This is a genomic window from Algoriphagus ratkowskyi, assembly GCF_002150505.1.
GTDB lineage: Bacteria > Bacteroidota > Bacteroidia > Cytophagales > Cyclobacteriaceae > Algoriphagus > Algoriphagus ratkowskyi.
Window position 1 is genome coordinate 329,928 of record NZ_MSSV01000002.1, and the last position, 24,481, is coordinate 354,408.

At 38.3% G+C, this 24,481-nt stretch carries 24 protein-coding genes, 1 pseudogene and 1 CRISPR repeat array (1 of these 26 running past the window's edge); of the genes and pseudogenes, 1 reads left to right on the forward strand and 24 read right to left on the reverse strand.

Features of this window, described 5'->3' with window-relative positions:
- Positions 1-689: a CRISPR direct-repeat array (repeat unit 30 nt; unit sequence GTTTCAATTCCGATAAGGTGCGATTGAAGG); it begins 5,866 nt to the left of the window's first position.
- Positions 690-901: 212 nt separating this feature from the next.
- The 9 genes from cas2 to cas6 (BVH02_RS03085) all read right to left on the reverse strand — a co-directional run bounded on the left by cas2 (position 902) and on the right by cas6 (BVH02_RS03085) (position 9,518).
- Positions 902-1,165, reverse strand: a complete 264-nt coding sequence (gene cas2, locus BVH02_RS03045) for a CRISPR-associated endonuclease Cas2 (protein WP_086498769.1) — start codon at positions 1,163-1,165, stop codon at positions 902-904.
- 1 nt (position 1,166) lies between these two features.
- Positions 1,167-2,171 carry a type I-B CRISPR-associated endonuclease Cas1b gene (cas1b, locus tag BVH02_RS03050; RefSeq protein WP_086498770.1) on the reverse strand — a complete coding sequence of 335 codons (1,005 nt, stop codon included), beginning with the start codon at positions 2,169-2,171 and terminating at the stop codon, positions 1,167-1,169.
- Positions 2,168-2,701 (reverse strand): CRISPR-associated protein Cas4, encoded by a 534-nt coding sequence (gene cas4 / locus BVH02_RS03055; protein WP_223271795.1) that lies wholly within the window; start codon positions 2,699-2,701, stop codon positions 2,168-2,170. Before cas4 ends, cas1b begins: the two co-directional genes overlap by 4 nt.
- A gap of 28 nt (positions 2,702-2,729) precedes the next feature.
- Complete coding sequence (locus BVH02_RS03060) at positions 2,730-3,800, reverse strand: CRISPR-associated protein Cas7 (protein WP_086498772.1); 1,071 nt, start codon at positions 3,798-3,800, stop codon at positions 2,730-2,732.
- 26 nt (positions 3,801-3,826) lie between these two features.
- On the reverse strand, positions 3,827-5,158 hold the full coding sequence (locus tag BVH02_RS03065; RefSeq protein WP_086498773.1) for a hypothetical protein: 1,332 nt from the start codon (positions 5,156-5,158) through the stop codon (positions 3,827-3,829).
- Positions 5,159-5,160: 2 nt separating this feature from the next.
- On the reverse strand, positions 5,161-7,332 hold the full coding sequence (locus BVH02_RS03070) for a CRISPR-associated helicase/endonuclease Cas3 (RefSeq protein ID WP_086498775.1): 2,172 nt from the start codon (positions 7,330-7,332) through the stop codon (positions 5,161-5,163).
- 1 nt (position 7,333) lies between these two features.
- Positions 7,334-7,795 carry a hypothetical protein gene (locus BVH02_RS03075; protein ID WP_223271794.1) on the reverse strand — a complete coding sequence of 154 codons (462 nt, stop codon included), beginning with the start codon at positions 7,793-7,795 and terminating at the stop codon, positions 7,334-7,336.
- Between the two features lie 142 nt (positions 7,796-7,937).
- Positions 7,938-8,621 carry a CRISPR-associated endoribonuclease Cas6 gene (cas6, locus tag BVH02_RS03080; RefSeq protein ID WP_223271793.1) on the reverse strand — a complete coding sequence of 228 codons (684 nt, stop codon included), beginning with the start codon at positions 8,619-8,621 and terminating at the stop codon, positions 7,938-7,940.
- A 105-nt stretch (positions 8,622-8,726) separates the two neighbouring features.
- Positions 8,727-9,518 carry a CRISPR-associated endoribonuclease Cas6 gene (gene cas6, locus BVH02_RS03085; protein WP_086498778.1) on the reverse strand — a complete coding sequence of 264 codons (792 nt, stop codon included), beginning with the start codon at positions 9,516-9,518 and terminating at the stop codon, positions 8,727-8,729.
- A 486-nt stretch (positions 9,519-10,004) separates the two neighbouring features.
- Here cas6 (BVH02_RS03085) and BVH02_RS22010 point away from each other — a divergent pair.
- Positions 10,005-10,190, forward strand: a pseudogene (locus BVH02_RS22010) (hypothetical protein); the annotation flags it as partial.
- Between the two features lie 78 nt (positions 10,191-10,268).
- On the opposite strand, the gene BVH02_RS03090 reads toward BVH02_RS22010, so the two are convergent.
- From BVH02_RS03090 to BVH02_RS03160, 15 genes are all read right to left on the reverse strand, one after another.
- Positions 10,269-11,219, reverse strand: a complete 951-nt coding sequence (locus BVH02_RS03090) for an ArdC family protein (protein ID WP_086498780.1) — start codon at positions 11,217-11,219, stop codon at positions 10,269-10,271.
- 505 nt (positions 11,220-11,724) lie between these two features.
- Positions 11,725-14,007, reverse strand: a complete 2,283-nt coding sequence (locus BVH02_RS03095) for a multicopper oxidase domain-containing protein (protein WP_086498782.1) — start codon at positions 14,005-14,007, stop codon at positions 11,725-11,727.
- 33 nt (positions 14,008-14,040) lie between these two features.
- The gene (locus tag BVH02_RS03100; RefSeq protein ID WP_086498784.1) at positions 14,041-14,904 is read right to left on the reverse strand and encodes a DUF3347 domain-containing protein; all 864 of its coding nucleotides are present in this window, start codon (positions 14,902-14,904) and stop codon (positions 14,041-14,043) included.
- A gap of 93 nt (positions 14,905-14,997) precedes the next feature.
- On the reverse strand, positions 14,998-15,357 hold the full coding sequence (locus BVH02_RS03105) for a hypothetical protein (protein WP_086498786.1): 360 nt from the start codon (positions 15,355-15,357) through the stop codon (positions 14,998-15,000).
- Positions 15,358-15,550: 193 nt separating this feature from the next.
- Positions 15,551-16,006: a nuclear transport factor 2 family protein gene (locus tag BVH02_RS03110; protein WP_086498789.1), complete on the reverse strand. Its 456-nt coding sequence runs from the start codon at positions 16,004-16,006 to the stop codon at positions 15,551-15,553.
- 22 nt (positions 16,007-16,028) lie between these two features.
- Positions 16,029-16,547, reverse strand: coding sequence for a nuclear transport factor 2 family protein (locus tag BVH02_RS03115; RefSeq protein WP_086498791.1), 519 nt, complete (start codon positions 16,545-16,547; stop codon positions 16,029-16,031).
- A gap of 85 nt (positions 16,548-16,632) precedes the next feature.
- The gene (locus BVH02_RS03120; protein ID WP_086498793.1) at positions 16,633-17,349 is read right to left on the reverse strand and encodes a hypothetical protein; all 717 of its coding nucleotides are present in this window, start codon (positions 17,347-17,349) and stop codon (positions 16,633-16,635) included.
- A gap of 29 nt (positions 17,350-17,378) precedes the next feature.
- Complete coding sequence (locus BVH02_RS03125) at positions 17,379-17,834, reverse strand: DUF2231 domain-containing protein (protein ID WP_086498795.1); 456 nt, start codon at positions 17,832-17,834, stop codon at positions 17,379-17,381.
- Positions 17,835-17,836: 2 nt separating this feature from the next.
- Positions 17,837-18,355, reverse strand: coding sequence for a DUF3347 domain-containing protein (locus BVH02_RS03130; protein ID WP_223271792.1), 519 nt, complete (start codon positions 18,353-18,355; stop codon positions 17,837-17,839).
- Between the two features lie 191 nt (positions 18,356-18,546).
- On the reverse strand, positions 18,547-18,933 hold the full coding sequence (locus BVH02_RS03135; RefSeq protein WP_143244178.1) for a hypothetical protein: 387 nt from the start codon (positions 18,931-18,933) through the stop codon (positions 18,547-18,549).
- A 208-nt stretch (positions 18,934-19,141) separates the two neighbouring features.
- Entirely contained in the window at positions 19,142-20,788 is a 1,647-nt protein-coding gene (gene pgm, locus BVH02_RS03140; protein ID WP_086498799.1) for a phosphoglucomutase (alpha-D-glucose-1,6-bisphosphate-dependent), read from the reverse strand.
- 34 nt (positions 20,789-20,822) lie between these two features.
- Complete coding sequence (gndA, locus tag BVH02_RS03145) at positions 20,823-22,250, reverse strand: NADP-dependent phosphogluconate dehydrogenase (protein WP_086498800.1); 1,428 nt, start codon at positions 22,248-22,250, stop codon at positions 20,823-20,825.
- 13 nt (positions 22,251-22,263) lie between these two features.
- Entirely contained in the window at positions 22,264-22,875 is a 612-nt protein-coding gene (locus BVH02_RS03150) for an HAD family hydrolase (protein ID WP_086498802.1), read from the reverse strand.
- Positions 22,876-22,886: 11 nt separating this feature from the next.
- Positions 22,887-23,981: a transaldolase gene (gene tal / locus BVH02_RS03155; RefSeq protein WP_086498804.1), complete on the reverse strand. Its 1,095-nt coding sequence runs from the start codon at positions 23,979-23,981 to the stop codon at positions 22,887-22,889.
- A complete protein-coding gene (locus BVH02_RS03160) occupies positions 23,968-24,438 on the reverse strand; it encodes an RpiB/LacA/LacB family sugar-phosphate isomerase (protein WP_086498806.1) in 471 nt (156 codons plus the stop codon). Before BVH02_RS03160 ends, tal begins: the two co-directional genes overlap by 14 nt.
- Positions 24,439-24,481: the final 43 nt, after the last annotated feature.

A 24,481-nucleotide genomic window follows, 5' to 3' on the forward strand; every position in this document is an offset into this window, starting at 1 on the left:
ATGTTTCAATTCCGATAAGGTGCGATTGAAGGTTCATACCGACACTCATAATTACATCTTTGAAGTAAGTTTCAATTCCGATAAGGTGCGATTGAAGGAGATCTAAGTTTAATCCTGTTCATAAATGACTCAGGTTTCAATTCCGATAAGGTGCGATTGAAGGGTTAGTCGGTTAGGTTTCAGCCCTGCTTGAGACAAGTTTCAATTCCGATAAGGTGCGATTGAAGGGCTTCGACTGACAGCGTAATAGCTGCGCTCATCTCAGTTTCAATTCCGATAAGGTGCGATTGAAGGCTTGTCCTGCAAAGTTTTTTCCGCTGGTGTAAACATGTTTCAATTCCGATAAGGTGCGATTGAAGGCGAAGAGTGCTGCTTCGTCTGCGTAGGGGTCCCCTGGTTTCAATTCCGATAAGGTGCGATTGAAGGTGAGAATATACTGGAGGTCCCTGTTATACATTTTGAGTTTCAATTCCGATAAGGTGCGATTGAAGGCAGTAAATCCCCCGGTATAGTACCCTGAGCCCACTAGTTTCAATTCCGATAAGGTGCGATTGAAGGGGCCTTTAGGCAAGCAAGTTCTTGCATCCACTACAGTTTCAATTCCGATAAGGTGCGATTGAAGGGCTGGTCGGGTGCGTTGGTAGTAATCGTTAGAATCTGTTTCAATTCCGATAAGGTGCGATTGAAGGCCGTTCGGCCAAAGTCAAAAATAGGGCAAATTTTAAAAATAAGAAGGTTTTTCTACTAATTTTTAGAAGGAAAAGTTGTCGATGTGAAGTACCCGATTTTACCCTGGGGTTCGACAACATCTTTTGCAGCGAGTATTCAAGGATTTCTGTATTTTCTTCCAAAATTTAGCTGATCTCTATTGAGAATTTCATCTTATCGACAATCAATTACCTTAAAGGAAGTTGTCAAGACTGTTTTTCTCTTTTCCATAAACTTCTTTTTCAAGCCACTTCTGATCCCGACTTTTGAAGATAATGATACTATCTTCCTCTTGCCGCATTAATTTTTTGGTATTAATCAGCAACTCCTTGAGTTTTACATCTGTAATCTCCCCTTCAAAAACAGAGTTTTGAATCCAATTGAGGTATTGCCGACATAACTTGAGCATTTTCCCTACTCTCTTCTCTCCCATATCATAAACCAAGATCACATACATATTACCACCAGATTTTGAATGGTTTATATGTCTCTATTCCTAATAGATGCTTGCTTAGCTTGTAGCATTCCAACTTAATAAGATGCTTGTAGGACACTTTCTTTTTCAACACCCGATGCTGTATTGTCTCGGACAGCCGCTCCTCAAACGCTTTCAAAAACGTCTTCTTTCCTGATTCTTTTAGAATCACTCGATTGACTTGAATATCAAAATCTTTGGACTGAATTTCTCTTTTATTCAGCACTCTAAAAATAGTACGATCCACCAAAATAGGTTTGAAAATTTCTGCTAAATCCAAGGCCAAAGAATACCGTCGATAGCCTGGCTCGTGAAGAAAACTAATCGTCGGGTTGAGTTGAGTGTGATAGATCTGGTCTAGAACTTGGGTATAGCAAAGCATGTTACCAAAGCTTACCAATGCATTCACCTCATTTAATGGAGGTTGCTTGCTTCGCCCTTCCATTGCATGATCATTAAGGATTACATCAAAACCCGAATAGTAACTTTGTCGGATATTCCCTTCGATTCCCATTAATTCGGGGACCGAAGTTGTACTTCCAATTGACTCGGTTAGACTTTGGATGCGTGTCAATTGGCTTTCCAAATCTTTAGATCGATTGTCATAATATTTGAGATTTTTGGTCAGATTAAAAGCAGATCCTTCTACAAATTTTTTGGCCAGTACCAATCGCTTGGCAACATTCAGGTAATGCTGCGTTTGCTGTATCTGCATTTTTCCTGCAAGCAGATATTCCTTGGGCTGAAAGCTTCCGGTGTAATGCTCGTAGTAATCGAAAAAATGTACACTTATTCCAGCTTTTCCTAAGAAATTGTATAAAGCGGAATTAGCATCCAGACTTCCAAAACAGTAAAGATCGGAAACTCCTTCCACAGGAATGTATTTGGGCTGCCCCTCCCTCCCATTATCATCCACCGGAGTAAATTTCAAGGTATTGTCTTTGCGGCTTAGCCGACCAGGATTGAAGAGGTAGAAAGTCTTTTTCATACTTCGTGTATATAGCAAAAGTCAAAGTAACTGCAGGATTTGCAAATCGGTTTTTTATCAAGTGCTGGACATTCTGCTCGAGTGATTAAATCTTGTACTTCCTTAATCCAGTTTTCTATCTTTTCCTGATCACCCTGCTCCCATAGCACGGACTCTTTTTGGCGCAGCTTGGGATATTCGATGATAGCCTGAGGATCCTCAATTCCGTTTTTCCGAAGGATATATAGGTAGTATTTAACCTGGGCTATGTGAGCATATTCAACCTTATTGGATTTTTTCACTTCATGAACAATCCGATTTTTGGCATCGTAGTAGTCGATCTTGATTCCATCCAGCGCCAGCTCTGTGTACTTGGTAGCCCGATCCGAATAGCTGCTCTCGCCTATAAGCTTCCCTTCAGACACTAATTGCGAAGTATGCTCCATTTGGATTCCATTAGCAAAAAGCCATAGCTTTCGATGGCAGGTGTGGAGGTAGGCGATATGGGTGGCAGTTAGCAATTGATAAAGGTTGAGATTAGATTGAGCCAAACTGATTTGTTTGGCTCAAGTGTGGACTTTATATCTGATTTTCGTAGTCAAATGCCATCATCAAATCAATGAGTTTTTGTTCAGCACTTTCCAGAGCGTCAGCTGAACCCACAGATCCTACTATATACGCCGACGCAATTGGAGAAATGAATAAATCTGCTTTTGCAGATTCATCAATTCGCGGTACTGCCTGTAAGCGTTCTGTATCATCTCTCAATTCACCTCTTATAGCATAAGAAATTTGATTTGCATTATCACTAATAGCCAATGCAACTGTTTCCATCAAACTAAATGTACGTGATTGGTTAGATGTGATTCTCCAATTAACCAGAGCATGAGCCAAAGCCTTAATAATATCTTCTCTTTTTCCTTTTGGGCAAATCAAACAGTTTCCAAAGATATTTTTCCCTTCAATCCAACCTTCACTTCTTAACTTTTCCTCAATATTTGGAAATAATTCAGGTTCTAATTTATTGGTAGAAACACAAAATAAAGTTCTTAAATCTATGGCAACATCATACGAAAATAATCCTGTTGCTCGAGTTTGGTCTTGAATAAATGCCCGATTAGGAAGCGCTCTGTTATTAGTCGTTAACCACTCATTTAATTCTTCTTTTGAAAGTTGCTTCCCTCTTTTTTTACTTTCTAACCAAAACACTTTTACTTCATGATGTTCGGGATGTGAAGTTCTGTCAAATGTCAAATTTTCAGTTGGATATTCAATTCCTCCTAAGAGTGGATGAAGTGGACGCATTGCTGAAATAGACAAAGGACTCCTTCTTTTTACTGTAAAACTTCCACTCTCTGCTTTCATATACCCACCTAAAAGTTGATCACTAAAGGTCGGATCGCAAGGGGAATGTGGCTCTTTTTGCAATGCCTTATTTTCTTTTTTATCAATTTCCCAATTAAATGTCATAGCTGCAAAAGGCAAATCTAAGGCTTCAATTATTGATCTTTTTACTTGTTGTCCACTTGAATAGGCCATTTTTTTTCCAAACTGTGGGTCAACGTAAAATTTTTGCCCATCATTAACTGCGAAAACGGTGTGTTCTGCATGGCGCAAACCTCTTAAATAGATAAAATTTGATGATTTCATATTTTTTGAATTTATTGAATTAACAATTATTTAGTCTTTAGGAAGGCATATTCAAAGCGAATTAGTGTTGAAAAGAGCGGGAAATTATCCGATGGCATTTTCAAGGTTTGCTCTACGACCTCTTTGAAAATATCCGCATTTTCTTTTATCACCAATTCAGTTAATCCATCAATGAAATTTTTCAAATTCTTTGAATCTAAAATTCCTTTTACTTGATTTGATTTTTCACTTTTCCCTCTGTTCTCCTTCGGGTCATGGGATTCATGTGCTAATAGAGCCCTAGAGACATCGGTAGCAAGTTTTAATAATTCTGTTTTGTTAAGCATAGCGATAATCCAAAGTTTATATAATTGAAAATTTATTAAAGATCTTTCGTCTGTGAATTTATAGTCTTTTCCTTGGGTATAATCTACTGTCCCTTTTGACATAAACTCTCTTAAACCTCGAGGCTCAATGGATTTCAAACCAATAGTCCCCATTTTACAGGCTTCGTTGAATCGATAAAAAGGTTCAAGCGTTTCTATTTCTTTATCACTTAATACCATTTTTTCTTTATCGAGAAATAATTTGTCTCTTAACTCAAACATCCTTCTTACATCAGGTAGGTATAAGTTGATAAAACCAAAAGTTGTATTTGTTTTACCAAGAAAATAAGCGTGAGAAGTAATTACAGTATTGGGAAACTTTCTTGATAGAGCAAAAATTATCTTAGCCCAATTTAATGTAGCAATAGAAATTGTACCTTTTTCTTCTCCACTTGTTCCAATTGGTAATTCGAAAAATGTCAAAGGATGTTCTTTGTTAAAATCTTTACTAAAACAATGAGCTAACCAATGCCCATTCCAAGTCTCGATTTGACGACCTTTTATGTTTGGAGTTTGATTGATGTACTTCCGGTATAAAATCCATCCTTTAAACAAATTCCACATAATTTCTTCGTTATCAATTAGAATTAACCCGCCTGAAAAGCCGATTGATAAACCTTCTCCAACCCAAGAAGCATAGACTTCTTCTGATTCGATATTGTGGCCTATTGAACTAACCTGTCCAGATGTTGGCTGGTCAATTTTACCAGCAGCGTATCCAACATATGTAGAACCACTTATTCGATTGTTAGCAATATCTTGATGTAATCTGTTAAGCCTGAAATAAGATTCTGATTCACCTGTTTTTAGGTCATTTTTGCCCACTGATTGAAAAAATGTAGAACCATGAACGTGCATAAGATGCTTTTCATCGTCAAAAAAGACAGGGAACAAAACTTCATCAAAAAACTCTTTCGCAGTGTAATTCTCAGGTTTTTTTTCCTTCTCTTTATAAATTCTTAGAAATTTCTTTCCGATATAACTTGTATACATACCTAAATAAAATTATCATGTTCAACTAATTGTAATCCGTATTTTTGATATTCAAATTCTTGCTGCGGAATAACAAATGGATAAGATCCAACCTCTAATTGCTCAAATTTAGATTCATGTCTGCTAATGGTTCTATAGTTAATAGGAATTTCCATTTGTAACCTTTCTTCCCAGTTTCCATCTAAATATTTTCCTCTGTCTGTTTCTAAAATACAAGTGGAACTTTCGATCTCTAGCGCATCTACCAAAACGGCCTTCTTGTTATTAGTTAATTCCTTGATTTGGTAGCGATCGTTTTTGTAAATTAAATGAACATCAATTTCTTTCGATTCAAGAATCGGATATACTACATCAATTTTTTCTTGAAGGCTTCGTTCTTTCAACACTTCAAATTCGGAAGGCAATTGGTCGAAGCTGGCTTTCAAAATTTCCATTTTGTAAGGCAATACACTTCCGCTCGGTTTGATTACATGTACTGGTTTAAATTTGCCGATGGTGTCTATAGTACGTTTGCGATTAACTCTTCCAAATCGTTGAATCATACCGTCCAATGGAGCACATTGAGTAATCATTCTGTCAAAACTAATATCAAGGCTTACTTCAACAACTTGTGTTGAAACAACCATACAAGGCATCAACCCATTACCAAATAATTCGCTTCCATCGCCATTGAATTCCGACTTTAATTTCGTTTCCAATTCAACTCTATCACCGCGTTTGAATCTACTATGGATTAACATTTTTGAAATGAATCTGAAATCCTCTTCTTCTTCTATCTTCTTGTAAAAATCTTGTGCCTTTTTAATCGTATTGAAGATTACCAATACCTTTTCATTATTAGCGAATGCATCTCTTAAAATTCCTTCAATCATAGATTCATCCTCTAGTTTATCAATTCGATGCCTATCGAATGTGTCCAAAATTTCTTTAGCTAAACTCACTTCATAAACTTGTTCTTTTCCTCCAAGCATATTTAAAAGTTCATTGTAAAGAACTGTTGGCATTGTAGCGGTGCCAATATGGATTCGGCAGTCTAATCGGATCAACGCTTTTACGATTTCTAAAACCATAGACCTAGAAAAATCAGAATATGTGTGGATTTCATCAAGAATCACATCAGTCCCATGCAAATCTAGCATGACAGTTTCGAAACCAGAAGTTCCGAAAATTATGGATGCTAATTGATGAGGCGTTAATATTTTGACTGCAGAGCCTGCTAGCGGTTGCAAAATTTGCTCATCAATATTATTCTTGGTTACAATTCTAGAAGTCGCATGTAATAAACGAATGTCTTTATTCGGAACTACAGATTTGATTCGCTCCCACATAGAGTTAATAGATGCTTGATAGGGCAATGTATAAAACACCCTTCCTTCGCTTCTCCTTAAAAGGAAATCAGTTTTTCCAGCACCTGTTGAAGCAACTACTAATGTATGTTTTCTCGAGTCGTCAGTTGAAATTTGAGAAAGCGGATAAAGGTCACTTTTTCTTTCTTCATCACGAAAGAAGCTTAAATCTGGAGTTTCAAATAGATACTTTAAATGACTGCTTGTATTATGTGTAAATGCAGATGCGAAATGATCTGCTGACTTTAATAGACCTCTCAGAGGAGAATATCCATTATTTTTTCTTTCACAAAATCCAATCACATAATCTAAAGCTGATTTTGCTTCTTCATAACTAATATCTTTTGTCTTGATCTTAAATAGATTTAAAATCTCGAAACCATATCCCTTCCAATCATTCCAGTCTTTTAAATGATTGTCAATTAGCATTCTATCATTTTCCACCAAATCAATTATACCTCTTCCGCTTGGGTCATTTTCAATAGATTTATGGTGACCAATAACTAGATCTATTAAACTATTCCATTCTTCTTTAGGAAAACACGGAAGGAATGCCAGTGAAGATATTTCGTGTCTGTGAACAAAATTCCATTCTCTGATTTCGGATAGACTTCCGCTATTTATATCCTTTATTTTTCTTTGAAAATAAGGGTGTGCTTTGCCTAAATCATGTAAAATAGCCCCTCTTCTAGCAACATCAATATTGAAATTGAATGAATATTTGGTGGCAAATAATTCAATAGCTTCTGTCACTTGCTGCGTATGTTCAAGTAATGTTAAACCACCATAATTTTTACTCTTGGCCAATATTTCAGTTAAAGGAATCATATTAAGTGCGAATGGGATTGCCAAACACTTTTAATTCACCAAACATTTCAGAAGCATTTTCGAACCTATTGTGCCCAACTTTAAAGCCACTTTCAGCCTCCGTGAAAATTAATTCAAAGCCATTAATTTCGTCAAATTTATCATCTTCAATTTCTTCGAGAGATTCAGGAAATATTAAATCCTCGTTTCTACATAGACATAAGGTTTGAGTAAAAGCTATTTCTGCATCTTTTCTATTTTGAAAAGCAAGGTATAAGTTGGGATTTAACATTACGCCTCTGTTCAAAACGCCTAAATTAGTCTTATAGATCCCTTTCTCTTTGTTAGAAGAAAATCCACCTTTTGACCATGTTCTTTCAAGCTGACCATTTATACCTTGATAGTTTAGCCTGTATCTTTTAATTTTAAGAATTCGACCCCAGTATTCTGGCTTTAGTAATTCAGGGAAAAGTTTCTTTTCCATTCCTTCTAATATTGATGGAGTCAAAAACTGCTGAGTCATCGTATTTATTTCCCCTGGATTACCGCCATCCCTAACCGCCGTCCAAGGCTTGATAAATCCAAAAGGCCCGGAATACTTCACAACATAATAATTCATATTCAAATCAGTTTAAAGCTCCAAATCCAATACCGGTGCTATTTCCCACACCCACATTCCAAATAAATGCAATCTGTTCTGGTGTGCCCTTCACGATCACAGGACATACGTTTGCTCTGTTCTTTATCCCATTATAATTGATAAGTTTGGTATGAGCTGATCGATAATCAGGATCAAATGAAATAGTCATGTCAGATGAATCTATCCCAGCTATATTCATTTTATTTCTCATAGATAATATAAGAAGTTCATCAGCTTCCTGGTCGGTGGACAAGCAGTGTTTAATCCTGTTCTCTTCTTTCTTTTTGATCAGTACCGGACTCGCAACAGAGAAATATTCTTCTTCTCTATCAAATGAGGGATTACTTTGCATACGGATCTCCCTCACTTTCATTCCTGCAAATAGCTCAGGTTGATCTACTGCATTTCTAACTATAAGCTTTATTAAAGTCTCGTCATGCGCGCTAATAAAAAAGCTAGCTCCTTGGGGGAAATTTAATCCTCCATTTCCTTTCCTCGCACCTTGGAGCCAAGAAAAGGAATAGAGTGATGGGTTTCCATGAAATGGATTATTTGATCCAAGCCACTTGTGGACAACTCCAACTAGTAATGGGATGTGATCAAATGAAAGATTTGACGTATTGGGCGTTAGGAAAAGCTTGATTCTCATTTTGTAATATTCATTAGACATTAACTATTTAATTTCTTAAAAAAAGGAAGGGAAACGTTTTCCTTTGAGCTTCGATAAAGATTTTATCTTGAACTAAAATTAGCGATTCGAATAACTTTTAAACTCTTAACTTTTCACTTCCACACACCCAAATCCCTGGCTCCCTAGATTCCCAAACCCAGCGTAATAGCCAATCTCTTGGAGTTCGGCAGGAGCATTAAGTTCAAATTCAAAGCTGTATCCGATCAGCTTGGTTTGCTGGGGTGTCAGCTGCTTAATTATTACACCATTTTTATAAATTTTGCCTGAAACCGACATGCCTATTTGTGGACGATCTTCTGCTAAAGAATTCCCTTCATTTTGGAATGACATAGAAAGTGCAATGCTTTTAGATAGAAGGTTTTCCAGTATCAGCTCACTATATCCTTTCACATCTGGACTGAGGTAATCTTCTCCTCCAGAGATGCGTTTGCGCTTTACCAAAATGGGCGAAAGACATCGATACTGCATCACTTGTTTAAACATAGGCTTAGCTTTTGCCTCTATCCGCTGAACCTGATAGGTAGTGCCTGAGATCTGGTCCCCCAAAAATATTTCCTGTCCCAGAAAAAGCCCCTTAATAAACTCTTCTGCTATTCTATCCACCAGAAAACTAACCTCAAATTCTACTTGATGTCCATAGTGCTCAATCCGACCGGATTCAACATGTACTTTGAACCCCTTGAAAAACAACCTCGAAAATGTAAACAACCTAAAAGGCTTACCTCTAGTCCTATAACCTACTTCATGAAGAAAAGAGGCAAAATCAGAATTGGACTGATCAATTATCCTATAGATAGCAGATGAAAGTTCGTACTGATAGTTGATTGGGATAAACTTTCCAATGCCAGACCGATGAAGAATTAATTTGAATCTCATAGCGAAATAGGATAAATACGTTTCTCGAACCTATCATTTATAATCGATATCAAAAACATTTTGACACATATTGACAAGAAAATGAAATGAGTATAACAAGTTTATAGCCATTATACTTCAAAAAAAATACCCTATATAGGGTATTTTTTAACAATACTATACTCATTCCGAAGGTTATAAGTCTTTAGCTGATCGAGTTGATCCAAATCCTTTTTGAGAAGATAGAATAAGGCTAAAATATTTATATAATAAAGATGATTCAAATAAAAGAACTTATCTATCGACCACAAATTTTGGATACAATTAATAAGTAACTCCAAAAACCCCCAACTCAAATTGTTGTTCGCAAAGCATCATGCATCTTTGCACTCCAACTAAGAGTTATTCATGAAGCGATTACGAATTCTATGTGCAAAAAAAATATCTGAAGTACCTCTTGGGGGAAGTATCACGCATGTGTGAGGGGTAAATGGAACTGGTGATAAATGGACCATTTCTACCAAAGAGGCAATTGAGGGAATCAATTCGGGGACTTGGGAATTCTATATCACCGAAAATCGTGAAGAATTACAAGTTACTGTTTGCACCTCAACTGATTCCGAATCCATTCTAAGTGCGAAAGGAAATGACTATTTACATAATTTACTAGAAGAATTACCAGAATGTCCTTGATTTGATACGAGCAAGGCTTTATCTCGTTTCTGTTAGTAACAATATGGAATGACCAAAAAAAGGGGTTTCCCCCTCTTTCTAAAAAGGACAGGCATTGAGAATATAATCCACTGCTTTTTGTGCTTTTCCAGCTGCTTCAATTAAAAGATGCTTGTCGTTTTTAAGTTCATTCAGCCAGTTTTGGATATAGGCTACTGAGTTTTCCAGTAAATTCTTATCCAATATTACGGTGTAATTATTCAGGTATCCAGCTCCCATTTCAGCAATCAGTTCTTCTTTGCTGTATTCTTCAGAAGCAAACTGGTGAGGATCTGATACTCCAACCCTATCCAGTCTTGAAGAATGTCCTGTTGAGTGGATCAACTCATGGTATAGTACTCCATAATATTCTTCACTGCTTGGAAACAGCTTTCTTTCTGGAAGTGTAATTTGATCGAGATCTGCTCTATAGTAAGCAGATGATCCTTTGTGATTCAATTCTGGAGCTCTTAGCATTTCATCATATACTCTTTGGCATTGCTCATTTACGGTAAATTGTATATTCTTATTTACCTCAGGAAACTCCCAGTCAATCCCATCAATCTGTTCGATAGGAAATACTTTAAACTCTCTGAGAAATCCAGACCTACAAACCTGTTTTAAATCATACATCCCTATCAATCTTTCAGGAATCACTTTTCCTGTTTTCTTATCTCTAAAGACAAAGTTCCAGTAGCAGATAGGAATTGCCTTCGCTCCCTTTAGGATTTTTCCACCTAATGCATTCGCTTGTTTGAAGGTGAGGTAGTAAGGATACTGATGTCCATAGGATAATAGCAGCCAAAGATTGATTCCTTTGTAAGGCTTTTTAGTCTGATAATTCGAAGGCAGTCCCAACTCACTCCAAGGTTGTTTCCAAGGAATAATTCCCTGTTCCAATTTCTCGATGATCAGGTTAGTAAACTTCTCATAGATATCCGAAGAGTCTCCGGAAGTTTTAAACATGTCCTGTCTCGTTCTTTTTGCTGATTTTTTTACTTTAGTCTTCATAGCTTTTGTGTTTTAGTTTTACAAATACTTATGAAGCTCCACCAGCCTGAGCCCGGCACTAAGTGCAAGAGGAAACGGAATAAATAATGAGCCGAAGGCGAGTGGCTTTATGCCGTAGTCTCTTGCCTCGTGTGCTGGGATTAGGTTAAATTGCTGTAATAAGGAATAGAAAAAAATAATTCAATTCTTTTAGGCGTAATTAAATCACAATTAGTACATCTTGATAGGATTCAAATATGATAATTTTTAAAAAAAACTGTTCCTTAAATTCAGGAATAGTTAACGAGACCATTAACGGTTTTGTGAGAATCGGAGTTTGAGCAATAGTCCGCTGCCTTCTATACAATTACTCACTGACATTTTCCTTTTCGCTGTTAAATACCTAAAATCTTATTTCAGCGTGCGTGAAGCAAACGCAAAGCCATACTCTTTAGCAATTCTTGAATACCTGATAAGCTAGGCGAATAACGTATAAGTATGGCTTTAAGTGAAAACTTTTCTTTCATCAATAGTTTAGCATTGCACCAATACCAAATCCCATATCACTGTCGTAATGAGTGGTTACTCCCAAATTCCGAGTTGCTATATATCGTAATCCGGCCATATATTCTTTGTCAGTATTCCACATAAGGTTCATACGCAACCTTTGGGTTAGTGGAATGTCATTACGCTCAAATTGCAACCGAACATTTCCATCGGTGAATATTTCAGCCTGAGCTACTACGAGCATTGGCAACGTGTAAGCGACACCTAGACTAACTAATGAACGATTATCCTTGGTGTCTTTTTGACCGAAAAGGTTTTTCTCGACCTCATTATGACCCAATTTTCGATAGCGCCAATCAAAGCCGACAAACGGCATCAACCATTGCATTTTTCCAATATATCGGCCTATATGGGTTTCTGTTTCATACCCGTGCATATCATTGTATCCCAAACGCCATTCGGTACCAATACTCCATCTTGTACTTTGAATCATCAGTTGCCCATCATTTCCATTGGTAGCAAAATCGTTTTCTGCCATCACGTGGAAGGATCTATCATCACCTTTTAGTTTTCTCAAGGCGAGTGCTGGATTTGGAATCAAGGGATTAGGTTCCTGATTTTCGTAGCTAAACACCCTACCCATACCACTCATCATATGGTACAGAATATGGCAGTGAAAAAACCAATCGCCTTCAACATTCGCCTCAAACTCGATCACATCAGTTTCCATAGGCATGATATCCACCACATTTTTAAGTGGAGCGTATTCACCTTGCCCGTTTAGCAACCTGAAATCGTGGCCGTGCAAGTGCATCGGATGTCGCATCATAGAATTGTTGTACATGGTTATCCTCACTTTTTCACCTTTTTTTATCAGGATTTTATCGGTTTCGGAAATAACCTTGTTGTCTAAGCTCCAAACATAACGGCTCATATTTCCAGTAAGCGTAAAATGTAGCTCTTTAACAGGTGCATCCTCGGGAAGCGTCGTTACGGTTGGCGACTTCAACATGGCATAGTTGAGCGTAGTAATATCGGATAGCTCATTGCTTTTGTACCTATCCTCGCTCATTTTCATTCCATTCATTTGATCCATTTTATGGCCTGAATGTTCTTCATCATCCTTTTCCATTTTCATACCCTTTCCATTAGCTGCAGGCCCAGTTATTTCAGGATACATTACCACATTCATATCCATTTGCTGCATACTCATATTCATTCCCATCTGGTCCAGATCGCCGTTCATTTTCATCATTCCGTTCATCATTTCCATCCCCTCAAAGTATTTCAGTTTGGGCAGTGGCGAAGTGAGCTGTTTAATACCATCGCCTAAATAGATGGAAGCCGATTTTATGCGGTCTTCCGATGTTGCCAAAAATTCAAATGCCGTATTGTCCGAAGGTATGGTGACCACCACGTCGTAGGTTTCTGATACGGCAATGAGCATTCTATCCACATCCACGGGTTCTACATCATTACCGTCATTGGCGACCACGGTTATTTTTCCGCCGGCATAAGTGAGCCAGAAATAGCTGGATGCACCTCCGTTTGAAATCCTCAGCCGTACCTTATCCCCTGCTTTCAAACCTTTCAGAGATGTATCCTCATTTTCGCTTTTACCATTGATGAGGAATTTTTCATAATAAACATCACTTACGTCCATTGCGAGCATTCGTTTCCACTCATTATGGAGCTTAATTTTGAAGTATCCAGTTTTAACGGCCTCTGCATAGCTTTGTGTAGTCCCTTTTTTTATTGCAAACCAGTCCGATGCATTGTGAAGCATTCTATGAACATTTTCTGGTTTAATGTCTGTCCATTCACTTAAAACTATGGGGATAGTGGCTAAATCATCTATCCCTTTTCTGAATGTTTTGTCATCGACTCTTTTATTCAAAATCATAGATCCGTACATCCCTATCTGTTCCTGTAGTCCAAAATGGCTGTGGTACCAATGAGTGCCGTGTTGTATGATGGGGAAGGTATATTTATGGACAGTGTGAGGCGGTATGGGCATTTGGGTAAGGTAAGGAACGCCATCTTCCTTATTAGGCAAAAACAAGCCGTGCCAATGCAGGGATGTTTCTTCATCCAATTCATTGTGTACATAAATTTCGGCGATGTCTCCCTCCGTAAACGTGAGCGTTGGCATTGGTATTTGCCCATTCACCGCAATGGCGTGCCTTTCTTTGCCGGAAAAATTGACAATGGTATCGCGCACAAAAAGGTCGTATCGCACTATATTTTGTGCTTGTAGGGAAAACGTCCCAAGAAACAGAAGCACTAAGATTAATTTTTTCATTTCGTTATCTAAAAATTAGATTTTTATTGTGCTTCAGTTTTTGTCATTAATAGTTTCCACAGTGGAGCCGCAGTTTAACATCTGTGAACCGTAATAGGGGTTTTTAATTGTCTTGTCCTTGCTCAACCAATTGGCATCCTGCATTGGGCAATATTGATAGTAAAGAGTTTCATTGGAGCTGTAAAAAGCTATGATTTCGTGCATGTTCTTTGACAATCCTTTGAATTTCTCCCGTTGCTTGACGATATCCTTGGTTTCTGAAATGCCTTTTGCGTCTGCCACTATTGAAGGCAACACTTTGGTTAATGCGGTTTGTTCTTCCGCTTTAATCGACTCTATTTCCAAGGCCTTAATCACATTCAACAGTTCTGATGCCATGGCACTTGCCGTAGCCGAATTGGTTTTTACCAAGGCATCGTTTATAGCAAAATAAGTTTTAAAAACTGCATCCAAAGCATTAGGTTCTTTCATTTCAGCCATCGCTGTATGGTTTTCAGAAGTTGTCTCATTCATCTCCATCTCCATTTTAGATGGCATCATAGCCATTACAGGCTCTTTTTTTAGTCTTTCATATTTACAATCTTCCGACAGCTGTGCATACGCATTGTCCGGAGCCAAATAGTGGTCATTGTCATAACCTGCCAATGCAATTCGTTTTAATATTTCGTCTCGATTAGACTTTTTAGAATCGTAGGTAATTTCGGCCATCTGGCTGTCTTTGTTCCAATGGACGCTGGCCGTATTTTTAATGTTTCCTGCGCTTTCGATAGCAGTTTTACACATGTCACAGTTACCGAAAATTTTTACGATTTCCGTTTGAGGGTTTTTTATTTGAGCGATAAGCGCTGTTGATGATAGCACCATAAGTGCAATCATTATAATCTTAAATGATTTCATTTTTATGAATTTTAAACTATGATAGAAGGAAGCGAATACAAGCCTTTGGTTTGTATTCAATACAGGACAGGTTAGCTCCTGTCAAAAAGTGAATCAGCTTATTTCTGGTGGTTGCCAGATAGAAAGATAAACTGCTTTAGGGATGTGGTGAACGTAAGTCCCATGGTTAAGCAAAAGAATAAAGTTATTAATGTTCGATGATTCAAAATCATTGGTAAAAACAGGCATATTAATTATACATGGATAATGGCAAGCTGTGTTTTCACAGTTTACTCCCCCACCTACATCATGATTATCTCCGTTATCACAACACAATTTATCATCCGGATAATTATCTTGTTTTGAGCAAGAAGTTTTTCCTTTTTCAACAGAATTCCCGGAAGCTGAAATTGTACTGGTCAAAATAACCAGTAGCATCAAAAACAAGGTTAATCTATATGGGATGTTTTTCATAAAATCTAATTACTAAAATAACTAAAATTCAGATTTCAGTTCCGCTTTTCTGAGCTTTGTCAGAAACAGCTCTTTTGGTTTTTTCAACGTTGGTTTTCTTGTCCGGCAAAACGCATGGTCAATCTGATAGGTAAATCGTACCAAATGCTCAATCACTCAAAGCCAAACGCATGGATATATCCTTTCATTTCCATTACTTCTTGGCTCTGGAAGAGCTATGCGTTTTGATAATTTTCAAATCTCCTTCGATCTTCTTCAAAATCGAAGTGGCTGTCGCTTTTCGCTCTACTTTCTTGTCCTCATCTTTAAGTACAATGTTGTACATATACGATTCCGTAGTGAAAGCATAGGGCAGATCAACCACAACTTCTATTTCGTATTCACTAAAAGTGAAAGAGGAAAAATGACCAAGCTCCGGACCAATGTGATTGGCTATGTAGTCACGATAGGTTCCTTCGATTTTGCCTTGTTCCAAAACTTGAGAATTTTCCGTGAACAGGGCGTAAGATTTAGAAACATCCAAGCTTTCCAGTATCTCCTTGTATTTTTTCATTACCTGCTTTACTTGGTCTGTCTCAGTTTGAGCAAAAATTACATGGCTATAGAAAATGGAAGCCATAAATAAAGAATATGTCGCGATGGTTTTCATGGTTATTAAATTTTGAAGTGAATTAGTTACCTGCTTCTGCCTCTGATTTTTTGGCTCTTGCAGAGGTATGAGTCTTTAGGATTTTCCATTCTGCATCTACCTTCTTTAGGATGGAAGTTGCAACACCCTTTTGTACAATGGTTCTTTCATTAGAGGCCAAGGCAATCGTGTAATCGTATGTTTCGGTTGTGAATGCATATGGCAGATCTATCTGAACAGTGACTTTATAATCACTAAAAGAAAATGACTTGAATGCCTTCAGTTCGGGTGAGAGATGATGATCTTGATAGTGGGCAAAAGAACCTTCCACACCTCCAGACTCAAATACTTCTGAATCTTTGATAAAAAGGTCATTTAGACCGGTCGTACTTAAGGCTTCAACACCTGCCTTATACGCCATTAGGACCTCCTTTACTTTGGCTTCATCATCAGTTGTGCCAATAGCCGATTGATCTTCCACTTTCTCCCTTTGTTCAGAGCATCCACTCCACAAGAAAATGGACAAGGTCAGTAGCATTAAATAGTTAAAATTAGATTTCATAATTTCATTATCAAGGTTTGAAAAAGCAACCCTGCAAGACAGTAGGTGCCTTAGAGGGTTGTTAAGAATTTAAATATCATGCAGATTATTCATTTTCCATGGGAGTAAGTTCGACATATTTGATCTGGAGCATTCCTTTGCCTTCAAGCATTATACCGACATATCCATCCTTCATCATATCACCATGGCCGTGAGTGATTGTCTTATTTCCTATGTAGCCTTTGAAGTGTGTGCCAGCAGCAGAAACTCTAAGGTTAGTCCAGTCGTCTGCAGACTCATACGTTTTCTCATCAAAGATTTCTTCTTTCCCATCCACTACACGTCCAAGCTTCATCTTGTCACTATTAATAGCCACAAATTCATAGTTGCTAGTGTTCTGTGCATGATGAATCAGTTTTACCGTACCATTAAAACCTTTCAGGTTCAGCATTGCGGCCATTCCCACATTTCCGTAAGAGGTGTGAAAAACGAACGCAGTTGGAGTGCCATCTGAAGTAAGTTTCATCACATTCTGACTGCCCTCAGAGAGCACCTCAGGATTGATGTTTTCAATTGCTCCTGCTATAAAATGGAAGTCCGATTGGATAGATTTCACACCATCATTTCCAGGTGTCCAATTATTCATCTCACCGCTGCTTACTGTTGACTCTCCCTGACCTCCATGGTCAGCTGCTTCCATCGTACCGTGGTCTTGCCCTTCCGCCTCGGTCATGATATGCTCTTCACTGGATTTTTCCCCTTGTGAACATGACACAACAAGAGTTGCCGCCAAGAGGGCGATCATTATTTTTATGTATTTCATTTTGATTATTGTTTACTGTTGAGTAATAATTATTTGTTAATCCCTACACCGTACTTATACACAAGCTTTCCTCCCATATCTGCGGTCTTTGCGACCATCCCCATTCCGATGGTTCCAAGTATGAAAAGTGTAACGGCGACTATTTTTTTCTTGTCCCACTGTTTCCAGAAGATAAATCCTCGGACTATTGCATAAGAGATAAAGAAATAGAGAGTGTAGCTGCCCCAATCGGAGTGATTACTTGCTGTCATTTCTCCCTGAAATGGGATGGTCACAATATCAATTGCTTGATTCCCACTAAGGAAAGCTGCATAGGCACTTATGGCACCAAGTCCATACAATGCCATAGTCGATTTTCGAATCCATGCTTCCTTGATAATAAGGGAAATCAAATCAAAAAAAACTGCCACCAACCATAGGACAATTGGAAAGTGAATAATCAATGGGTGGATATTTGGTGCCCATTCTGGTACTAGAGCTTCCATGATTATTCGATTTTTTCTTTCACACTCCCACAGGTAGGCATCTTACTGCCAAAGTATGGGTTTGCTATAGCCATCTCGTTAGAAAGCCAATATGCTCCAGTACTATTATTGGCCATCGGGCAAAAATCAACATAAATCGTACCCATGGATAATTTAGCATTTTTAATCAGCGCAACCATTTCATTGCTTAGCGAAGCAAACATCTTCCGCTGCTCCTCCAAATTCTTTGCTTTAGATACCATTCGTGCTTCATATAGGACTTTGCCTCCATCATTTACATCCTGCAGTGCAAGCACCAAAAGTGCTGCAGCATCATTAATTTTTAATGCATCGGAGGTAACTAGTCCATTTTTAAGCTCAATGTATTTACTGTAGGCATTGCCAATTGCTTGATCCTTAAACATTGGAGCCATCGGGCTCATCTCTTCTGTGTTTTTGTGGTCATTACTACCGTGAACATGCTGTGCATAGGCTCCCAAGCTCCCCAGAGCCAGTGAAACCAATAGAATGAATTTTTTCATTATAGTTAGTTTTTGAAATTGTTCGTTTTTGAAATTCCGCAGGAAAGTCCCGAGAATCATTAAGAAACCTATGCTAAATAGATTGAAATCGATACTATTTTCCAATTGAAAAATAGGTTCTCGTCAGTCATTAGGCTTTAGAAATAGGGAATTTGAAAATCAATGAAATTGATCTTCTTATTGAAGAGGAATCAGATAATAAAGGACTGATACAAAATCCTCCGATGAACCGCTTTTGGAGGCGGATCAATAACGTGTGATGGACTACCAAAATTTTCAAATCCAACTAGTTTGAAAGTTACAGGCTGGAGGATAATTATCTCTCCAATCGAAGGGAATTCAACGTGAAGTTGATTTGCCAACACCTTGGCTCCATTTAAAAATGATAAGGTTAAATCGTCGCAACAATCATCTGTTGAGGAGTCGGAATTATGAGAATGAGTTCCTTCAGCAACCTCTACATGATGATTGGCATCATGAGAATGACCGACTTCTTCACTTGATAATACAGTATTGCAGATAAAAAATGTACCATAGACTCCTGTAATGGAGGCCAGAAAAAATATGGCAATCGCCATAACGTTCATTTTTCTTAATCGAAACACCTACTACTATACTCAAATACAAAATTAAAGTTGCGATAATTTGTACTTTATTATCTGATGAATACTGGTAGACGGAATAAAATAAATCTAAGTCAAAATATCATATTCGAACTGCTTATAACAGCTCCTAAAAAGGTCTTTATAGTCGCATGAATTCATGAGATGCAGCATACATTTCAAACTATTTTTTTTTCAATGCATCGTTAACAATGTTTTCACCTTCTTCAATGATTTTTGTCAGGTGATCTTTACTTAAAAAACTTTCAGCATAGACCTTATAAATATCTTCTGTTCCAGACGGGCGTGCAGCAAACCATCCGTTTTCTGAAATTACCTTCAGCCCTCCGATCTTAGCATGGTTTCCCGGAGCTTTGGTTAGTATGGCATTAATCTTTTCACCGGCTAACTCTTTTTGATTGATAAAATCAGGTGAAAGTTTACTAAGTCTTTCTTTTTGTTCAGGAGTTGCCTTTGCTTCAATACGGTCGTAAAAAGGTTCACCAAAATCTTTTATCAATTCATCATATAGAGTGCCGGGATCACGACTAAGCCTTCCTGTAATTTCTGCTGATAGCAAGGCCGGTACAAATCCATCTTTATCTGTTGTCCACACATTTCCATCCAATCTTGAAAAAGAAGCACCTGCACTTTCCTCACCACCAAAACAAAGTGAAGTATCCAGCAAACCATCAACGAACCATTTAAAACCGACCGGTACTTCATAGAGATGCCTTCCCAATTTTGCAGTAATGCGGTCAATCAACTGAGTGCTGACAACTGTTTTACCAATTGCTGCATTTTTTGTCCACAAGGGGCGATGTTGCAGCAGATAAAAAATGGCAACAGATAAATAGTGATTGGGATTTAACAACCCTGCACTTTTTGTAACAACACCATGCCGGTCATGATCCGTATCGCAGGCAAAAGAAATATCAAAACGATCTTTCATATCAATCAATCGTTGCATCGCATACGGTGAAGACGGATCCATACGGATCTGCCCATCCCAATCCACTGTCATGAAACTAAAGGTGGGGTCAACTATTTTATTTACAACAGTCAGATTGAGTTTGTAGCGATCTGAAATTGGCTCCCAATAATGTACACCGGCACCACCCAATGGGTCAACACCTATACTGATCTTTGAATCCCGGATCAGGTTCATATCAATAACATTTCCTAGATCATTTATGTAAGTATTCAGATAATCGTGCTGATGGGTTGTAGCAGCAGCTAATGCTTTTTTAAAAGAAAATCTTTTTATTAACTGAAGATTGTTTTGTAGCAATTCGTTTGCTTTCGCTTGTATCCAATTGGTGATAGTTCCCGATGCGGGCCCGCCATTGGGTGGATTGTACTTGAAGCCCCCATCACCCGGAGGATTATGTGAAGGTGTGATAACTATACCGTCTGCCAATCCAGTTTTTCGCCCCGTATTGTACTGTAAAATAGCATGAGAGATAACCGGCGTTGGTGTATATTCATCTCCAACAGCAATCATCACTTCAACATTGTTTGCAGCTAGTACTTCCATAGTAGTAGCAAAAGCAGGTGCTGAAAGCGCATGTGTATCAATGCCTAGATATAAAGGGCCATTTATTCTGTGTTCCTTGCGGTAGAAACAAATGGCTTGAGTGATAGCAAGGATATGATTTTCATTAAATGAATTTGTTAATGATGATCCACGATGACCTGAAGTGCCGAATGCAACACGTTGTTCTGATACAGAAGTATCAGGTATTCCTGTGTAATAAGCAGTGACAAGCCTAGGGATATCTACCAGCATTTGTGATATGGCTATTTTTCCTGCTAAAGGCGATATATTCATCACTTAGTTATAATTTTCATATGCATTTAAATGCTTAGGAAACATCACTTTGCCATTCGGTATGAAAAACACCTACTTTACCAATCAACTCATAAGTATGCGCCCCAAAATAATCCCGCTGCGCCTGTATGAGATTTGCTGGCATTTTTTCACTGCGAAAAGCATCAAAATAATTCAATGATGCTGCATAAGCAGGGAGTGCCATGCCAAATTTTGCAGAGTCCGAAACTATGGTGCGGATGCCCGGTAAGCTGTTTTTCAGTGTTGATTGAATGGACTTATCCAATAGCAAATGTTCCAGCTTTGCATTTGTACTGAATGCGCTATAAATATCTTCTAAAAACGCTGCCCGGATGATACAGCCACCTCGCCATATTTTAGCGATCTGGTCCAGTTCTAGATCATAATTATATTCCTGAGATGCTTTATAAAGCAAGTGCATCCCCTGTGCATAAGCCGTTACCATACTAAAGTAAAATGCCTGTTCCAGGTTTGCTATGTATTCATCAGGATTATCTTCCAGAGGCATCTCTGTAGTATCAGAATAAATAGCCGCTGCTTGCACTCTTAATGTTTTATATTTAGATAAGTCACGCATGGAAACGGCAATATCAATGGTTGGGATTGGCAAATTGATATCCATGCCTACCTGGGAAGTCCATTTTCCCGTTCCTTTTGCTTTGGCTTCGTCTTTAATATCATCCAGCAATAAATGATCTGCACCTGGGTTTTTAAATACAAAAATATCACGGGTCACTTCCAGTAGAAAAGATTGGAGCCTGCCATCATTCCATTGTTTAAAAACCGCATGGATGGCTTCATTATTCAGGTGAAGCCCCTTCTTTAAAACCTCGTATGTTTCTGCTATCAGTTGCATCAGCGCATATTCGATTCCATTGTGCACCATCTTAACAAAATGTCCTGCTGATCCCGGCCCCATGTAGGCAACAGTAGGATCACCATTGACGTGTGCTGCTATTGTTTCAAGAATGGGCTTTACCAATTGATAAGCATGCTTATCGCCACCCGGCATCATGCTTGGTCCTCTGCGGGCGCCTTCTTCACCTCCTGAAACGCCCATTCCAATAAAATGAAAACCCTTTTCTTTCAGATCTTTGTAGCGCCTGTCTGTATCGGTAAAATGCGAATTTCCACCGTCAATAATAAGGTCGCCTTTCTTCAATAATGGGAGGATTTCTGTAATAACTTCATCTACTGCTTTGCCCGCTGTCACCAGCAGCATTACAGTTTTTGGAGATTTAAGGCTATTGATAAATTCAGTTAAGTCAGTAAAACCTTGTACACTATTCCCCTTGCTTTCTTCCTTTAGCAAAGTCACTTTATCATCGTGTCTGTTAAAGCCGGCAACAGGAAATCCATGGTCAGCCATGTTCAGCAATAAATTTCTCCCCATGGTTCCCAACCCGTAAATGCCAAATACATTTTGATTTCCCTTTTCCATTTTATTTAGTTTTTTATTTCTTTAGGTTCATTAGATTTTCTATTGTGTTTTTAAAATCCCGATGATGAAAGCTGCGGATACCCAACTTTTCCCCTGCCTCTGCCAGCATGAGCCTATCATCGAAATAAGCACACTCTTCCGGTCGCGCTTGCGCTATGCCCATAGCTAATTGAAAAATACCCGGATCGGGCTTACGCATACCTAGGTGACAGGATGAGAAAAACCCATCAAAACATTGATGCAGTGAAAACTTTTTAATGCGGTAATCATTGAGCTCTCTGCTTTCGTTGTTTATGGAAAAAACACGGACTCCACAATTTTTCTTCCATTCTTTTAGCCAAGGAAGCATATCCGGTAACTCTACAGACTGAGCGAACATGAAATTTTTAAACTCTTCTTTAGAAAAATCCCTTGGATGATTGAATACTACCGTATCCAGATAATCATCCATGGTAATGCTGCCTATTTCGAACACGTTAAAAATGAAATTGTGCAGCACGTCCATTTCTTCATAGTTGAGCTTGAATTTTTTAGCTGCTTTTTCCCGTGACAGATGACCCCACCCATTGCTGAGCAACACGCCGCCTATATCAAAGAAAACGACCTTAGTCTGTGAATTTTCCATATCACTTGAATCTATGAGTGTAGTTTTTGCTTTTCGATTTTTTCCAAAAGTTTATCAAAAGATTTATTGAATTTTTCAATACCCTCGTCTTCAAGCTTCTGGGTTATAGCATCTAGATTAATGCCGTTTTCTTTTAATTGCTCCAATACATTGGTCGCTTTATCTAGGTCATCTTCCAATGTATTTCCTGCTTTTCCATGATCACGAAAAGTGTCAAGGGTTTCCATTGGAATAGTATTGATGGTTTCTTTTCCAATTAAAGCCTCCACATATTTTACATCGCTGAACGAAGGATCTTTACTACTGGTACTTGCCCACAATACCCGCTGCCGGTTTGCTCCTTTTACTTCTAGGTTTATAAAGCGCTCACTATTCACTACCTCCTGGTAAATTTCATAAGCCTTTTTAGCGGAAGCGATGGCCACTTCTCCTTTCAGTTTATTCAACCCTTTTTCCTCCAGCAGCGGATCGATCATAACATCAATACGACTAAGAAAAAAACTGGCTACTGATGCCACCTGATCAATGGGTTGGTTGGAATTCAATCTGTCTTCAATCCCAGATATGAAAGCGTTGGTGATGTCCCGATATCGTGACAAACCAAACAGAAGTGTAACATTAATATTTATCCCTTTGCTGATACAATGCCGGATGGCAGGCAGGCCTTCCGCTGTGCCGGGAATTTTGATCATTAGATTTTTTCGGTCAACGGCTTTCCATAATTCTTTTGCCTGTTTTATGGTTCCCCCTGTATCGCGGGCAAGATGAGGAGAGACCTCAAGGCTTACAAAACCATCTTCCCCTTTGGTTTCATCATAAACCGGTTTAAAAAAATCAGCGGCACGTTTAATATCTTTGATCGCAAGACCAAAAAAAATCTCGCCGTTACTGGTTTTTTGTTTCGAAAACGCTTCAATATCTTCATCATAAGTAGAGCTATTGCTGATTGCCTTTTCAAAAATAGCGGGGTTGGAAGTAAGGCCCCTGATGCCATCTTCTTCAATCAGTTTTTTTAATTCCCCGGAGTCCATAATTTTACGATCCAGGTAATCGAGCCAGATGCTTTGACCGAAATCGAGTATGCTTTTTACTTTATTTGATTCCATGATTAGTTACATTAATTTTTTCTAACTGTTTAACTTTTTGCAATCTTCTTACATGTCTCTCAGCGCTTGTGAATTTTGCGTTTAAAAATGCTGTGATAAATTCCTGTGCTGCTGCAAAACCTATAACACGCCCCCCGAGACAAATCAAATTCATATCATCATCTTCCACTCCTTGGTGTGAAGAAAAATAATCGTTAATTAAAGCTGCTCTTACCCCTACAACTTTATTGGCGGCTATTGATGCGCCTACTCCACTACCGCAAATTGCAATACCGCGTTGCACCTCTTTTGCAGCAACTGCTTTTGCAAGTGGAATTACGAAGTCAGGATAATCATCTTTGTCATCGGATTTATACGAGCCAAAATCCACCACTTCGTATTCCTTTTTGAGCAGGAATGCATGGATAATTTCTTTGAGTTCAAAACCACCATGATCTGCAGCAATTCCTATTTTCATTTCATTAATGTTATTTAGTGATGACAAGGCTTGTAATATCTTT